Below are 13,950 nucleotides of genomic sequence, written 5' to 3' on the forward strand. Positions count from 1 at the left end.
TTCTCCGGGCAATGCGAATTGGTGTGCTCACCTCCGGCGGCGACTGCCCCGGCCTCAACGCCGTCATCCGATCCGTCGTGCACCGCGCGGTGGTCGACCACGGCGATGAGGTCATCGGCTTCCACGACGGCTGGAAGGGCCTGCTCGAAGCCGACTACCGCAAGCTCGACCTCGACGCGGTCGGCGGCATCCTGGCCCGTGGCGGCACCATCCTCGGCTCGTCCCGCGTGCAGCCCGCGCACCTGCGCGACGGCGTCGAGCGCGCCAAGGGACACGTCGCCGAGCTGGGTCTCGACGCGATCATCCCGATCGGCGGCGAGGGCACCCTGAAGGCCGCGACCCTGCTGTCCGAGGCGGGCCTGCCCATCGTCGGCGTGCCCAAGACGATCGACAACGACATCGCCTCGACCGACGTTACCTTCGGCTTCGACACCGCCGTGGGCGTGGCGACCGAGGCCCTCGACCGGCTGAAGACCACCGCCGAATCGCACCAGCGGGTGCTGATCGTCGAAGTCATGGGCCGCCACACCGGCTGGATCGCCCTGCACTCGGGCATGGCCGCAGGCGCGCACGCCATCGTCGTGCCCGAGCGCCCCTTCGACATCGACGAGCTGACCGAGCTCGTGGGACGGCGTTTCTCCGCGGGCAAGAAGTTCGCGATCGTCGTCGTCGCCGAGGGCGCCAAGCCGCGCGAGGGCTCGATGCAGTTCGACGTGGGCGGCACCGACGTCTACGGCCACGAGCGCTTCGCGGGCGTCGCGCGCCAGCTCTCCATCGAGCTGGAGCAGCGCCTGAACAAGGAGGCCCGGCCGGTCATCCTCGGTCACGTCCAGCGCGGCGGCACGCCCACCGCGTACGACCGGGTGCTCGCCACCCGCTTCGGCTGGCACGCGGTGGAGGCCGCCCACCGCGGCGAGTTCGGGATGCTGACCGCGCTGCGCGGCACCGACATCGTCATGGTCCCGCTCGCCGAGGCGACGGCCACCCTGAAGACCGTCCCGGCCGAGCGGTACGCCGAAGCGGAGTGCGTCCTCTAGTTTCCGCCCGCATCCGGCTCGTCCCCGTCCGCTCCCGGATTGTTTCGTACGCAAGGAACCGCCCCCGGCCGCACCACCGGCCGGGGGCGGTTCTAGTCTGGTGCGGAACAACCGGTACGAATCAGGAGTCAGCGGATGGATCACAGCGGGCACGGCATGGACATGAACATGGACCTGCCGCCGTTCACGCTGGCGCGGGGGCTCGCCTGGTCGGCGGACTCCTTCTTCCTCATCGGCTGCCTCCTCGGGCTCGCCCTGTACGCGTGGGGCGTGGTCCGGCTCAGGCGGCGCGGTGACAGCTGGCCCGTCAGCCGGATGATCTTCTGGACCGTGGGCGTCCTGACCATCGGCTTCGTCATGTGCACCAAGCTGAACGACTACGGCATGGTCATGTTCAGCGTGCACATGGTGCAGCACATGGTGATCAGCATGCTGTCACCCATCCTGCTGCTGCTCGGCGCGCCGGTCACGCTCGCGCTGCGTGCCCTGCCGGTCGCCCCGCGCGGCCGCAAGGGTCCGCGCGAGCTGCTCCTGATGCTGCTGCACAGCCGGTACATGAAGATCATCACGCACCCGGCGTTCACCATCCCGCTCTTCATCGCGAGCCTGTACGGGCTCTACTTCACGCCGATCTTCGATTTCCTGATGGAGAGCAAGACCGGGCACATCGCGATGATGGTCCACTTCCTCGCGGTCGGCCTGGTCTTCTTCTGGCCGATCATGGGCGTGGACCCGGGACCGCACCGGCCCGGCTATGTGATGCGCATGCTGGAGCTCTTCGCGGGCATGCCCTTCCACGCCTTCTTCGGCATCGCGCTGATGATGGCCACCGAGCCCATGATCGGCACGTACAAGAACCCCCCGGCCTCGCTCGGCATCGACGCGCTCACCGACCAGCAGGCCGGTGGCGGCATCGCCTGGGCGTTCAGCGAGATCCCCTCCGTGCTCGTGCTGATCGCGCTGGTCTTCCAGTGGTACGCCACCGAGAAACGGCACGCACGCCGCACCGACCGGGCCGCCGAGCGCGACGGCGACAAGGAACTTCAGGCCTACAACGCCTATCTCGCCTCCCTGAACACGCGCGGGCAGTAGCGCCGGGGCCCCTCGCGGGGAGACCATGGACCTCACGGCACCCGCCGGGAGGAAGGGGACGCGATGCCCCGTTCGACGAAGTCGATGATGGTGCTCACGCTCGTGATGCTGGTCCTCATCACGGCGTACACGGTGGCGCTCGGCAGCAGTGGCTGGCTGTGGTTCGGCTGGGTGGTGCTCGGGCTCACCGCGATCGGGACGGCCGCCGCCTCCTCGCGCAGCACCTGAGCCGCACCGCGCGCTCAGCCGAGCCGGACGACGGTCGTCTGGGTGGCCCCTCCGGTGCCGCTCAGATCGCCGAAGCTGAGGGTGAGCGACGAGCCCGTCGTGGCGCCCGTGACGGTGGCCGGACGTGAGGTCACCGAGGCGACGGCCCGCTTCCAGGTGACGGTGAGCGAGGTACGTGCCCGCATCGGATCGCTGACGCAGACCACGGCCGTGCCGTCGCCACGCTCGCTGATCATCACGGCGCAGGGCGCGCTCGCCGTGAGCGGACCCACCGTGCCCCCGAACCAGAAGTTGACCCCGGTGAACCCGAACGAGGGCACCTGGACGCCCTGCTGGTCATCGGTGTTGGCGAGCACGCCGAGCCAGCCGGTGTCGGCGGCGCGGGCCGCGGTCCGGCTCGCGGAGGCGCCCGGCATCAGGAGGTAGGCGTAGCGGGCGCTGGAGGGGTTCGTGCCGTGGTCGGCCCACAGGGTGAGGTAGCGGCGGCTGACCGGCTCCGTCGAGCCGCCCTTGTTGATGTCGCTCCAGCGGCCGGTGCGCTCCTCGCGTCGCGCCTGGATGGTCGCGCGTCCTGGGAAGACGTACCCGCCATGGCCCGCGAGGTGGGCCCAGGACGCGCCGGCCAGGGTCGCGGACCACGGGTGGGTGAGCGGCTGCACGGTGCCGTCGACGGTGAGAGCCGCGGTTCCGGTCGCACCGAGATTGCGGTTGTCAACCGTCGACTCGACGACCGTGCCGTCCGCGCACGTGATGCCCGCGCCCAGGCAGACGATCGTGTCGTCGAGGCAGAACCAGGACTTCTTGGCGAGCAGCGTGCTCCCCAGTCCCTTGAGGTACTGGCCGATCGAGGCCCGCTGCCCGTCGGTGGCCCCGCCCACCCAGTTGACGTCCGGTCTCGACGCCCCCCAGTCACCGCCGGCCGCGTCGGCGAGCACCTTGCGCGAGGCGGTCGTGCCGGGCAGCCGGTAGGGGTCAACGGTGGGCCAGAACGCGTCGCTGTACTGCCCGTTGGCGTAGGTGTCGCCCCACCAGTAGAGCATTCCGGAGCCGGTGTGCCAGCCGTGCAGGTTCTCGCCGTTGCCGGTCTCGTAGTACGTGATGCGCTTGTCGGCCATGCTGAGCGCGGCCGCCCAGGTGGGACGGCGGTGGGTGGCGCGGGCCATGTGGGTGAAGAGCCGGTGGCCGACGGGTTCGGCGATCGCGGGGACGGCGCTGTCGTCCAGAACTCCCTTGAGGCGGGCCAGACTTGCCAGGGGCAGGAAGGCGTCGCTCATCGGCGGGCTGTAGTCGTCGCGCCGCATCCATCCCTGGACGAGCCCGCGCCAGCGGGTGTTCTCGGCGCTGCTCGCCCCCTGGCCGAGCAGCACGATCGAGGCGAGGATCGCGTGGCCCCGCACATGGTCGTCCTGCTGGAGGGCCTGCGGGTCGGCCGCCGAGACGCCCCGGCTGACGGCGCGGCCCGCGACGCCGTCCAGGGCGAGGCCGTTGTAGAGGAAGGGCGCCCAGGCGTTCTCGACGGCGTCGAAGACGATCTGCCGGGCGGGGTCGGTGACCTCCCAGGCGGACCCGGCGAGCAGGGCGAAGAGCAGGCCGAGGCCGCCGAGCATGACCGACCCGTAGGACGCGGTGTAGGGCACATAGGTGTGCTGGATGAAGGAGCCGTCGGCGTAGAGCCCGTCTCCCCCGCTCACGTACGGGAAGACCGGCGAGAGCGCGTTCGCGGCCAGCGTGAGCTTCGCCGAGTTCCTGCCGAGCAGGCCGCGCACCGCGAGCACCCGGCAGAGGTCGACGCGGTTGGCGCCGGTGCTCGTGCCCGAGTACACGGAGACGGCGCTGTCCGGGACGAAGTGGTCGACTGCCGCGAGATAGCCGCCCAGTTGGACCGGTGACAGGTGGTCCCCCAGCAGGACGCAGCTGTCGAGCAGGGCCTGAGGGGCGCCGATCCGCCAGTTGTACCAGTTGCCGTAGGGCGCCTGGTTCTCGTTGTAGACCTCGCTGTGGAGGTGGTCGAGGCCGGTGACGACGGCGGCGGCGAGCCCGCTGTCACCCGTGAGGCCGGTGCCCGGGCGGCTGTAGGCCTCGGCCATCGTGCGCAGCCGCGTGTAGCTGTCGTTCATGCGGGCCGAGTAGCCGTACGACTCCTGGTCGGTGTCCGGGTCGGGGTCCGCGTACACCGCGTCGGGCCAGAGCGAGCCGCTCGCCGGCGCCATCGTGGAGAGCAGGGACGCCGCCGAGGAGCCGAGCCCGGCGAGCCGGGACGTGAACGGCTCGTCGGCGGGGTTGAAGCCGGGGCCGAGGATCAACGTCCGCCATGTGGCGCGGAGCGCGTCGTAGGGATCGGCGGCACCCGCCGGAGCGGCGGCGGTGCCGGTGAGGCCCAGTGCGAGGGCCGAGCCGCCCGTGGCGCGCAGAAAGCCGCGACGGGACCAGGGTGTGGTCATGGGGACTCCAGCCCGGGAAGAGGGAAGGGAGGGGAGCGGTGCACGCGGTGACGTGAAGGGTTTGTACACGCCGCGCTTCGTACCCTCAAGGAGTCCGCCGCAAATGATCGATTGATCGATGTGCGCGGGGTCCGTCGCCGGTGGTTACAGGGGTGGCGGCCGCCCCCTACACTGGCCACCCTTCCGCACGGTGAGGAGCTCGCGGGTGCTCTACTACATCCTCAAGTACGCAGTCCTGGGGCCCCTGTTGAGACTGCTGTTCCGGCCGCGACTGGAGGGCCTTGAGCACATTCCGGACGAGGGTGCGGCGATCGTCGCGGGCAACCACCTCTCCTTCTCCGACCACTTCCTGATGCCGGTGATGCTGAAGCGGCGCATCACCTTCCTGGCCAAGCAGGAGTACTTCACCGGGCCCGGCATCAAGGGCCGGCTGACCGCCGCGTTCTTCCGCGCCATCGGGCAGATCCCGGTGGACCGGTCCGGCAAGGAGGCGGGGCGGGCCGCGATCCGGGAAGGGCTCGGGGTGCTCGCCAAGGGCGAACTGCTGGGCATCTACCCGGAGGGCACCCGCTCGCACGACGGCAAGCTGTACAAGGGCAAGGTCGGCGTCGCGGTGATGGCCATCCGGGGCGGCGTCCCGGTGATCCCGTGCGCGATGGTGGGCACCTTCGAGATCCAGCCGCCCGGCCAGGTCCTCCCGAAGATCAAGCGGGTGGCGATCCGCTTCGGGGAGCCGCTCGACTTCTCCCGCTACGAGGGAATGGAGGGCGAGAAGGCCGTCCTGCGGGCGGTCACCGACGAAATCATGTACAAGGTCATGGAGTTGTCGGGCCAGGAGTACGTGGACCGGTACGCGGCCGATGTGAAGGCTGAGGAGTCGCGGAGGTTCCGGGGCATCATGAGCTGAGAGGGCGAGTTCCCCGGACCGGTCGGCCCTGGGCGGATCCGCGCAGGGCGAAACGGCCTGGCCGCCGTGATCAGCGCGGACGTAGCGTCCCACGCATGACCAAGGGAACCGCGTTCGTCATCGGAGCAACAGGACAGATCGGGCGGGCCGCCGTGCGCGCCCTCGCCGAGGACGGCTGGGAGGTGCGGGCCGCGTCGCGGGGAGGCGGCACCGACCCCGGCTGGCCCAGGGACGTACGGCACGTGCGGCTCGACCGGGAGGACGGCGCCGCGCTCGCCGCGGCACTGGGGGACGGCGTCGACGTCCTGGTCGACATGGTGGCGTTCGACCGGGAGCACGCCCGGCAGCTGACCGGCCTCGGCGACCGGATCGGGTCGGCGGTGGTGATCTCCAGCGGGGCGGTCTACGAGGACGACCAGGGGCGGAGCTTCGACACCCAGGACGAGCCCGACGGATCGCCGCGCTATCCGGTCCCGATCCCCGAGTCAGGGACCACCGTCGCCCCCGGCGAGGCGACGTACGGGACCCGGAAGGTGGCCCTCGAACAGGAGCTGCTGGCCTCCTCGATCCCCTCGACACTGCTGCGCGCGGGGGCGATCCACGGACCGCACTGCCAGACGCCGCGCGAGCTGTACTTCGTGAAGCGGGCGCTGGACGGCCGCCCGGTGCGGGTGCTGGCGTACCGGGGTGAGAGCCGGTTCCATCCGGCGCACGTCTCCAACATCGCCGAGCTCATCAGGCTGGCCGCACGCAAGCCCGGCGACCGGGTCCTGAACGCGGGGGACGGCGAGGCCCCCACGGTCGCCGAGATCAGCGCCGCCGTCGACGAGGTCCTCGGAGTGCGCGGCGAGCTCGTCCTGGTGGACGGGCCCCCGCCGCGGGACGGTGTGGGGGCCACCCCCTGGACCACCCCGCATCCGATCGTGTACGACATGGCGGCGGCCGAACGGGAGCTGGGCTACCGGCCGGTGACCGGGTACGCGCAGTCGCTGCCCGCCACGCTCGAGTGGCTGGCCGGGCAGTTGGCGGGCCGGGAGTGGAGCGAGGCCTTCCCGAAGATGGCCAGGAACTACGCGTCGGCCCGTCTGTTCGACTACGCGGCCGAGGACGCCTGGCTGGCCGGGCGCGCCTAGCGAAGAGGGGCGGCCGGAGAACCTCCGGCCGCCCCTCTCCTCAACTGGCCTTTACGGCACGGGAGTCGCGTGCGGGGTGCACGTGAAGTCCGCGCTGTCGGTCTTGCCGGCGAGCAGGTAGTTCTCGACCCGCGAGTTGATGCACGGGTTGACGAGACCGGTCACACCGTGCGAACCGGCGCCCTTCTCGATGATGAGGCGCGAGTTCTTGAAGGCCTTGTGCAGCTCGACGGCGCCGTGGAACGGGGTGGCGGCGTCATTGGTGGACTGCACGATCAGGACCTGCGGCAGGCCCTTGCCGGTCTTGACCTCGATGGGGTTCTGCTGCTTGGTGTGCCAGGTGGCGCACGGCAGGTTCATCCACGCGTTGGACCAGGTCAGGAACGGGTAGTCCTTGTTCAGACGGGTGTTGTCGCGGTCCCACTTGCGCCAGCTGGTGGGCCACTTGGCGTCCGCGCACTCGACGGCCGTGTAGACCGCGTTGCCGTTCTCCGAAGCGATGTTGCCCGCGATGTCCGACATGTCGGGGGCGGTGGCCGCGATGACCGGCTTGCTGTCACCCGCGGCGTAGGCGCTGAGCGCCTTCGCGACCGGCACCCAGTACGAGTCGTAGTACGGCGCCTTCTGGAAGTACCCGAGCAGCTCGGCCGGGCCGACCTGACCGCCCAGCGGGCTCTTCTTGGCGTCGGCGCGCAGCTTCAGCCAGTGGGCCTCGACCTGCGCACGCGTGGTGCCGAGGTGGAACTTGGCGTCGTACTTGGCGACCCAGTCCTCCCACTCGTTCCAGCGGGCCTGGAAGGCGACGTCCTGCTCCAGGTTGGCCTGGTACCAGATGTTGTCCTGGTCCGGGTTGACCACACTGTCCACGATCATGCGGCGGACGTGCGAGGGGAAGAGCGTGCCGTAGACCGCGCCCAGGTAGGTGCCGTAGGAGACGCCCAGGTAGTTGAGCTTCTTCTCGCCGAGGGCGGCACGGATGACGTCCATGTCGCGGGCGGCGTTCGGGGTGGTCATGTACGGCAGCATCCAGCCGCTGCGCTCGGCACAGCCGTCCGCGTACTCGGCGGCGAGCTTGCGCTGGGCGCGCTTGTCGGCCTCGGAGTCCGGGACCGGGTCGGCCTTCGGCCCCTTGGCGTACTCCTGCGGGTCCACACAGGAGATCGGCGTCGAGTGGCCCACGCCGCGCGGGTCGAAGCCCACGAAGTCGTACGCCTTCGACGTGTTGACCCAGAGCGGGTTCTTCTTGGTCACCCGGGTCGGGAACTGCATGCCCGAGGCGCCGGGGCCGCCCGGGTTGTAGACGAGGGCACCCTGGCGCTCGGCCTTGGTGCCGGTGCTGGCGATGCGGTCGACGGCGAGCTTGATCTGCTTGCCGTTGGGCCGGGCGTAGTCGAGCGGGACGCTGACGTAACCGCACTGGATGGGCTTGGCGATCGCCCAGTCGGTCGGGCAGTCCGTCCATGCGATGCCCTGCTTGGCCGCCCGGTCGGCGGCGACCTGCGCGCCACGCGCCTCGGACCACCCGTGGTCGCGGTTGTCGGCGTTGGCGACCGGAGCCGCTATCGCGCCCACCATCAGCGTGCCCGCGATCAGTGTGCCGGCCGAGCCGAGCACTGCGGTGCGTCTCAAGTGGTACCTCCCCCTGCTGAAGGGCGCTGGCAGTCGCAGCGCGCCGTTTGGGCCTTTCGGGGGATCCTTTCGTCTGTGAGCCCACTGTGCACAGGCCGTACAGGTGTTTTTTTACCGAACCGATAGCCGGTGCGTGGTGTTCCGCTGAGCGGTCAGCGTGTCGCGAGGTGCGTCCGCAGGACGTCGTCGAGCGTCCGGCGCAGCAGCCGGGCGTCCTCGGCGACCGCCGTGACGAGGAGGCCGGGCCCGGCGAGCGGGGTGAGCACGGCGAGCTCGCCGAGCACCCTGGGCTCGGCGGGCCGGTCGGCGAACTCCGGTCCGACCAACAGCAGTTGACCCGCGGCCCGATGCCCGCCGAGCACCGCCGGCCCGTCCCAGCCGCCGGGCGCGCCGGGCCCGTACGCCAGCTCCTGGTCCAGCAGCGGGCGGCCCGCGCGGTGCACGGTGAGGCGGGTGGTGAGGGTGCCGGTCTCCTCGCCGTGGCGGCCGAGCACCTGCTCCTCGCGGAACACGAGGCGGGCACCGGCGGCGAGCTCGATCCTGGTGCGCATCCTGAGGTCGCTGCCGCGCGCCGAGATGAGCTGCTCGGGAAGCCAGCGCAGCTCGGCGCCCTCGCCGACGGTCAGGCGTACGTCGTAGTGCGCCCGCTCGCCGTCGCGGCCGGGCAGCGCGATGGTGGCGGCGCTGGAGTCGACGGCGAGCCGCGCCCCCGCGCGCACCTCCGCCTCGACGGCGATCCGGTCGCCGCCGAGCGGTGCGCTCATCGCCCCCACCACGGTGACCCGGTGGTGGGGGCCGCGGGCCCGGGTGCGGCGCAGCGCGAGCGGCCCCTCGCCCTCCAGGACGGGCAGGCCTTCGGGGGTGGCGACGATGCGGGCGGTGGCGCGCAGACCGGGCGCGCCGAGCGTCAGGCCGTCCATGCCGCGAGCTGCTCCCGGACCCATGCCGCGACCTCGGACACGCCTTCCGGCGACCTCAACGACTGGAAGACGACGGGGAGTTCGGCCCGCTGCTCCTTGGCGTCGCTCGCCATCCTGGCGAGGTCCGAGCCGACGTACGGGGCGAGGTCGGTCTTGTTCACGACGAGCAGGTCGGCGGTGGTGACGCCCGGCCCGCCCTTGCGCGGGATGTCGTCTCCGCCCGCCACGTCGATGACGAAGATCTGGGCGTCGACGAGCCCCTTGGAGAAGGTGGCGGTGAGATTGTCGCCGCCGGACTCGACGAGGATCAGGTCGAGCGGCCCCACCGCGTCCTCCAGGTCCTCGACGGCTTCGAGGTTGGCGGAGATGTCGTCGCGGATCGCGGTGTGCGGGCAGGCCCCGGTCTCCACCGCCTGGATCCGTTCGGGCGGCAGCACGGCGTTGCGCAGCAGGAACGCGGCGTCCTCGCGGGTGTAGATGTCGTTGGTGACGACGGCGATGGACAGCTGGTCGCGCAGTGCGCGGCAGAGCGCGGCCACGGTGGCGGTCTTGCCGGAGCCGACGGGTCCCCCGAGCCCGACGCGCAGCGCCCGGCGGGTGCCGTCGGGGCGGTGGGCGTCCGCGCTGATCGCGGCGGGGCCTTCGTGGGAGTGGTCGAGGTGCATGGGGGGCTCCAAAAGGGGTGGTGGTGAACGTCCTCGACTTGTTGTCGGGTCCCTGGCCTTGAGGCCTTGGGGAGTTCGAGGACGCGCCCGTTCAGGGCGAGGGAGGGAGTAGGTGCGACAGGGGGTTGGGGGCGGAGCCCCCGGAGGGAGGCCCGCTCCCTAGGACGCGAACAGCCGCACCGGCCAGGCCGCATGGGCTTCCGCCATGATGTCGAGCAGCGGGGCCGAGGCGGCAGGCAGCGCGTCGAGCCCCTCGACGACCGCCTCCGCCGCGGCGACGGCGGCCCGCCGCGCCACCGCGTCGAGCTCCGGCGCGAGCCGGGCCAGGACGGCCGTCGCGTCGAACGGGTCGAGGCTCAGCAGACGTACCGCCGCCGTGGCCGGGCCGCTCACCACCTCGTACGCCACGCAGTGGGCCGCATCCTCGGGCCCCAGCCCCGCCGCGCGGGCGGCGAGGCCGAGCACGAGCGGCTGGTGGACGCCGCGCGGGCGGGCGGCGGCCAGCGCGTCGAGTTCGGCCGAGGGCCATGTGGCGCGGGCCGCCCGCATCATCTGTCTGCCCAGCTTGCGGGCGGTGGCCCGCAGCGCCGGGGACGGGGTGCGGGCGTCGGCGGCCTCGTCCAGGGTGAGCGGGTCCAGGCCGGCGGCAGCCGCCGCGGCCAGCGCGGCGGCGGTGAGGCCCGCGGTGTGCAGCCGACCCCGGCAGAACTCCGCGAGGTCGGCCGCGTGGCGGATGCGTCCCGCCTTGACCACCGGTTCGGCGCCGCCCGAATGGGCGTGGCCACCGGCGGGGAAGCGGCCGTCGGCGAGGACGAGCAGGGCTGCGCGGCTCATGTGGTGATGGCCCGTCAGAAGAGGAAGTAGCGCTGGGCCATGGGCAGTTCGGCGGCCGGCGCCGGTTGCACCACGTCGCCGTCGATGGTCACCGTGAACGTGTCCGGGTCGACCCGCACATCCGGCATCGCGTCGTTCTCACGCATGTCCGCCTTGCCCACCCGGCGGGTGTTCTTGATGGCCACGAACCGCTTGCCCAGGCCGAGCCGCCCGGGCAGGTCGTCCTCCAGCGCGGCCTGGGAGACGAAGTTGAGGGAGTTGGCGGCGGGCGCCCTGCCCTGGGCACCGAACATGGGGCGCGGCAGGATCGGCTGCGGGGTCGGGATCGAGGCGTTGGCGTCGCCCATCTGCGCGTACGCGATCTGGCCGCCCTTGATGACGAGCTGCGGCTTGACGCCGAAGAACGCGGGCTCCCACAGCACCAGGTCGGCGAGCTTGCCCGGCTCCACCGAGCCGATCTCGTGGTCGAGGCCCTGGGCCACGGCGGGGTTGATCGTGTACTTCGCGACGTACCGCCGCACGCGGTGGTTGTCGGCCGACCCGTCGCCGGGCAGCGCTCCCCGCCTGACCTTCATGACGTGCGCCGTCTGCCACGTACGCAGCACGACCTCGCCGATGCGGCCCATCGCCTGGGAGTCGGAGGAGATGATGGAGATGGCGCCGAGGTCGTGCAGGAAGTCCTCGGCCGCGATGGTGGAGGGCCGGATCCGGGACTCGGCGAACGCCAGGTCCTCCGGAACGGCCGGGTTGAGGTGGTGGCACACCATCAGCATGTCGAGGTGTTCCTCGATGGTGTTGACGGTGTGCGGCCGGGTCGGGTTGGTGGAGCTGGGCAGCACGTTCGGCTGCGAGACCACGGTGATGATGTCGGGCGCGTGACCGCCGCCGGCACCTTCGGTGTGGTACGCGTGGATCGAGCGGCCCGCGATGGCGGCGAGGGTGTCGCCGACGAAGCCGGCCTCGTTCAACGTGTCGGTGTGGATGGCGAGTTGGGCGCCGGTCTCGTCGCACACGCTCAGGCACGCGTCGATCACGGCCGGGGTGGCGCCCCAGTCCTCGTGGATCTTGAACCCGAGGGCCCCGCCGCGCAGCTGCGCGTGCATGGCCTCGCGCGACATGGTGTTGCCCTTGCCGAGCAGTCCGATGTTGACGGGCGCGTTCTCCAGCGCGGCGAACATCCGGGCCAGGTGCCAGGAGCCGGGCGTGATGGTGGTGGCCTTGGTGCCCTCGGCGGGGCCGGTGCCGCCGCCGACCAGGGTGGTGATGCCCGAGGAGAGCGCCTGGTCGATGAGGGTGGGCGAGATGAAGTGGACGTGGGTGTCGACGGCTCCCGCGGTGAGGATCTTCCCGTTGCCCGCGATGATCTCGGTCTCGGGGCCGATGACGAGGTCGGGGTGGACGCCGTCCATGGTGTCGGGGTTTCCGGCCTTGCCGATGCCGGTGATCCGGCCGTCGCGGATGCCGACGTCGGCCTTGACCACGCCCCAGTGGTCGATGATGACGGCCCCGGTGACAACGGTGTCGGGCGCGCCTTCGGCCCGGGTGGTCCGCGCCTGCCCCATGGACTCGCGGATCACCTTGCCGCCGCCGAACACCGCCTCGTCGCCTGCGCGTCCGGGCCCGCCCGAGCGGTCCTCCTCGATCTCGACCAGCAGGTCGGTGTCGGCGAGGCGGATGCGGTCGCCGGTGGTGGGGCCGAACAGGTCGGCGTAGCCGGCGCGGTCGAGGTCAGTCATCGAGGAACCCTCCGGTCTCGCCACGCAGACCCGGCACGACGCGCCGTCCGGCCAGGGGTACGAGTTCTACGTCGACGGGAATGCCGGGCTCGAACCGGACCGCGGTGCCCGCGGCGATGTTGAGCCGCTTGCCCCGGGCAACCGTTCGGTCGAAGTCGAGGCCGGGGTTGGCCTCGGCGAAGTGGTAGTGGGAGCCGACCTGGACGGGCCGGTCGGCGGCGTTGAGGACGGTCAGGCGCACGGTCGGGCGGCCCTCGTTGAGTGCGATGGGGTCCTCGGCGAAGAGGATCTCTCCGGGAATCACGGCCAGGCTCCCGTCAGACGATCGGCTGGTGGACGGTGACGAGCTTGGTGCCGTCGGGAAAGGTCGCCTCGACCTGGACGTCGTGGATCATCTCGGGGATGCCCGGCATGACGTCGTCCCGGGCGAGCAGCTTCCGTCCGGACGCCATGAGTTCGGCGACGGTCCGGCCGTCCCGGGCGCCTTCGAGGATGTGCGAGGTGATGAGCGCGACGGACTCGGGGTGGTTGAGCTTCACCCCGCGGGCCCTGCGCTTCTCCGCCACATCGGCGGCTACATGGATGAGCAGGCGTTCCTGCTCGTGCGGCGTCAGTTGCACGCTTCCCACCTCACAGTCGTGCCCTTCCGTCCACGGACAGGCGTGGACGGACCCAGCTGGCGTCGAGGGCGGAGACCGACGGGACAGCGCCCGCTCCGCCCGAACGCAGCGGAACCGTATCCGACTTCAACATCCTGTTGAGCCGCGTCTCCGGGCCCTGGGGCCAGGCATTGCACGTTAGAGCGGAAGTTTTTCCAGCGCGTTAACTGACACTTTAGGAACACGTGATGATCAAGGACGCATCACCACGGGTCAGGTCCGTGCAGAGGGCACCTTTGTCTCGACGGGCGGCGCGAGCCGTCAGTCGCCGATGCGCGGGCCGCGGTGTTCGGCGGCGATCCCGAAGCGCCGGGGCTCCACGGGGGCGGGCGGGGTGACGGGGTGCACGGTCGAGAGGGAGCTCGCCACCTGCTCCTCCTCCGGCTCCCGCTCGGCCTCCAGTTTCTCCAGGTCGGCGGCGGAGACCAGGGCGACGAGCGGCTTGCCGTGGCGCGTCACCACGACCCGCTCACCGCCGTACACCACGCGGTTGATCAGCTCCGCGAGCTCTGCGCGGGCTTGCGTCACCGGAATCTCGTAGGCCATGCATCCCAGCTTAGACGCCGCCCACCCGCCGCGTGAGATCCCTGCGAGACGACGACGGCGCAGGTCAGAGCCGCGCCAAGGGGCTCCGGCCGGTCACGGCCGGGGCCCCGCTCCCTCACGGCC

At 71.4% G+C, this 13,950-nt stretch carries 14 protein-coding genes; 5 read left to right on the forward strand and 9 right to left on the reverse strand.

Features of this window, described 5'->3' with window-relative positions; all coding sequences use genetic code 11:
* The first annotated feature begins 11 nt into the window (after window positions 1–11).
* The 3 genes from DT019_RS03770 to DT019_RS39385 all read left to right on the forward strand — a co-directional run bounded on the left by DT019_RS03770 (window position 12) and on the right by DT019_RS39385 (window position 2,357).
* Window positions 12–1,037, forward strand: coding sequence for a 6-phosphofructokinase (locus DT019_RS03770; protein WP_114035121.1), 1,026 nt, complete (start codon window positions 12–14; stop codon window positions 1,035–1,037).
* A 135-nt stretch (window positions 1,038–1,172) separates the two neighbouring features.
* Complete coding sequence (locus tag DT019_RS03775; RefSeq protein WP_114035122.1) at window positions 1,173–2,129, forward strand: cytochrome c oxidase assembly protein; 957 nt, start codon at window positions 1,173–1,175, stop codon at window positions 2,127–2,129.
* A gap of 63 nt (window positions 2,130–2,192) precedes the next feature.
* Window positions 2,193–2,357, forward strand: a complete 165-nt coding sequence (locus DT019_RS39385; RefSeq protein WP_189389108.1) for a hypothetical protein — start codon at window positions 2,193–2,195, stop codon at window positions 2,355–2,357.
* 14 nt (window positions 2,358–2,371) lie between these two features.
* Here the strand turns inward: DT019_RS39385 and DT019_RS03780 are convergent, their stop codons facing one another.
* A complete protein-coding gene (locus tag DT019_RS03780; protein ID WP_114035123.1) occupies window positions 2,372–4,798 on the reverse strand; it encodes a polysaccharide lyase 8 family protein in 2,427 nt (808 codons plus the stop codon).
* Window positions 4,799–5,003: 205 nt separating this feature from the next.
* Here DT019_RS03780 and DT019_RS03785 point away from each other — a divergent pair, with 205 nt between their 5' ends.
* Together DT019_RS03785 and DT019_RS03790 are read left to right on the forward strand one after the other, a co-directional pair.
* Window positions 5,004–5,705 carry a lysophospholipid acyltransferase family protein gene (locus DT019_RS03785; protein WP_114035124.1) on the forward strand — a complete coding sequence of 234 codons (702 nt, stop codon included), beginning with the start codon at window positions 5,004–5,006 and terminating at the stop codon, window positions 5,703–5,705.
* A gap of 95 nt (window positions 5,706–5,800) precedes the next feature.
* Entirely contained in the window at window positions 5,801–6,838 is a 1,038-nt protein-coding gene (locus tag DT019_RS03790) for an NAD-dependent epimerase/dehydratase family protein (protein ID WP_114035125.1), read from the forward strand.
* A 51-nt stretch (window positions 6,839–6,889) separates the two neighbouring features.
* Here DT019_RS03790 and DT019_RS03795 read toward each other — a convergent pair whose 3' ends face one another.
* The 8 genes from DT019_RS03795 to DT019_RS03830 form a co-directional block, all read right to left on the reverse strand.
* Entirely contained in the window at window positions 6,890–8,413 is a 1,524-nt protein-coding gene (locus DT019_RS03795; protein ID WP_114035302.1) for an alpha/beta hydrolase, read from the reverse strand.
* A gap of 206 nt (window positions 8,414–8,619) precedes the next feature.
* Window positions 8,620–9,387 (reverse strand): urease accessory protein UreD, encoded by a 768-nt coding sequence (locus tag DT019_RS03800; protein WP_114035126.1) that lies wholly within the window; start codon window positions 9,385–9,387, stop codon window positions 8,620–8,622.
* Window positions 9,375–10,052, reverse strand: a complete 678-nt coding sequence (ureG, locus tag DT019_RS03805) for an urease accessory protein UreG (protein WP_114035127.1) — start codon at window positions 10,050–10,052, stop codon at window positions 9,375–9,377. Before ureG ends, DT019_RS03800 begins: the two co-directional genes overlap by 13 nt.
* Window positions 10,053–10,211: 159 nt before the next feature.
* Window positions 10,212–10,886 carry an urease accessory protein UreF gene (locus DT019_RS03810; RefSeq protein ID WP_114035128.1) on the reverse strand — a complete coding sequence of 225 codons (675 nt, stop codon included), beginning with the start codon at window positions 10,884–10,886 and terminating at the stop codon, window positions 10,212–10,214.
* Window positions 10,887–10,900: 14 nt separating this feature from the next.
* Window positions 10,901–12,622 (reverse strand): urease subunit alpha, encoded by a 1,722-nt coding sequence (locus tag DT019_RS03815; RefSeq protein ID WP_114035129.1) that lies wholly within the window; start codon window positions 12,620–12,622, stop codon window positions 10,901–10,903.
* Entirely contained in the window at window positions 12,615–12,926 is a 312-nt protein-coding gene (locus DT019_RS03820; protein ID WP_114035130.1) for an urease subunit beta, read from the reverse strand. The genes DT019_RS03815 and DT019_RS03820 overlap by 8 nt, the downstream gene beginning before the upstream one ends.
* A gap of 13 nt (window positions 12,927–12,939) precedes the next feature.
* Entirely contained in the window at window positions 12,940–13,242 is a 303-nt protein-coding gene (locus DT019_RS03825) for an urease subunit gamma (RefSeq protein WP_114035303.1), read from the reverse strand.
* 300 nt (window positions 13,243–13,542) lie between these two features.
* Window positions 13,543–13,827, reverse strand: a complete 285-nt coding sequence (locus DT019_RS03830; protein ID WP_114035131.1) for a type II toxin-antitoxin system Phd/YefM family antitoxin — start codon at window positions 13,825–13,827, stop codon at window positions 13,543–13,545.
* Between the last annotated feature and the right edge of the window lie 123 nt (window positions 13,828–13,950).

Source organism: Streptomyces sp. SDr-06 (genome assembly GCF_003324565.1).
Lineage (GTDB): Bacteria > Actinomycetota > Actinomycetes > Streptomycetales > Streptomycetaceae > Streptomyces.

Excerpts from the sequence above, each read along its gene's own strand:
- DT019_RS03770 (WP_114035121.1), top strand. The coding sequence starts at position 12 with ATGCGAATTGGTGTGCTCACCTCCGGCGGCGACTGCCCCGGCCTCAAC.
- DT019_RS03775 (WP_114035122.1), top strand. The coding sequence starts at position 1,173 with ATGGATCACAGCGGGCACGGCATGGACATGAACATGGACCTGCCGCCG.
- DT019_RS39385 (WP_189389108.1), top strand. The coding sequence starts at position 2,193 with ATGCCCCGTTCGACGAAGTCGATGATGGTGCTCACGCTCGTGATGCTG.
- DT019_RS03780 (WP_114035123.1), bottom strand. The coding sequence starts at position 4,798 with ATGACCACACCCTGGTCCCGTCGCGGCTTTCTGCGCGCCACGGGCGGC.
- DT019_RS03790 (WP_114035125.1), top strand. The coding sequence starts at position 5,801 with ATGACCAAGGGAACCGCGTTCGTCATCGGAGCAACAGGACAGATCGGG.
- DT019_RS03795 (WP_114035302.1), bottom strand. The coding sequence starts at position 8,413 with ATGGTGGGCGCGATAGCGGCTCCGGTCGCCAACGCCGACAACCGCGAC.
- DT019_RS03800 (WP_114035126.1), bottom strand. The coding sequence starts at position 9,387 with ATGGACGGCCTGACGCTCGGCGCGCCCGGTCTGCGCGCCACCGCCCGC.
- ureG (WP_114035127.1), bottom strand. The coding sequence starts at position 10,052 with ATGCACCTCGACCACTCCCACGAAGGCCCCGCCGCGATCAGCGCGGAC.
- DT019_RS03810 (WP_114035128.1), bottom strand. The coding sequence starts at position 10,886 with ATGAGCCGCGCAGCCCTGCTCGTCCTCGCCGACGGCCGCTTCCCCGCC.
- DT019_RS03815 (WP_114035129.1), bottom strand. The coding sequence starts at position 12,622 with ATGACTGACCTCGACCGCGCCGGCTACGCCGACCTGTTCGGCCCCACC.
- DT019_RS03830 (WP_114035131.1), bottom strand. The coding sequence starts at position 13,827 with ATGGCCTACGAGATTCCGGTGACGCAAGCCCGCGCAGAGCTCGCGGAG.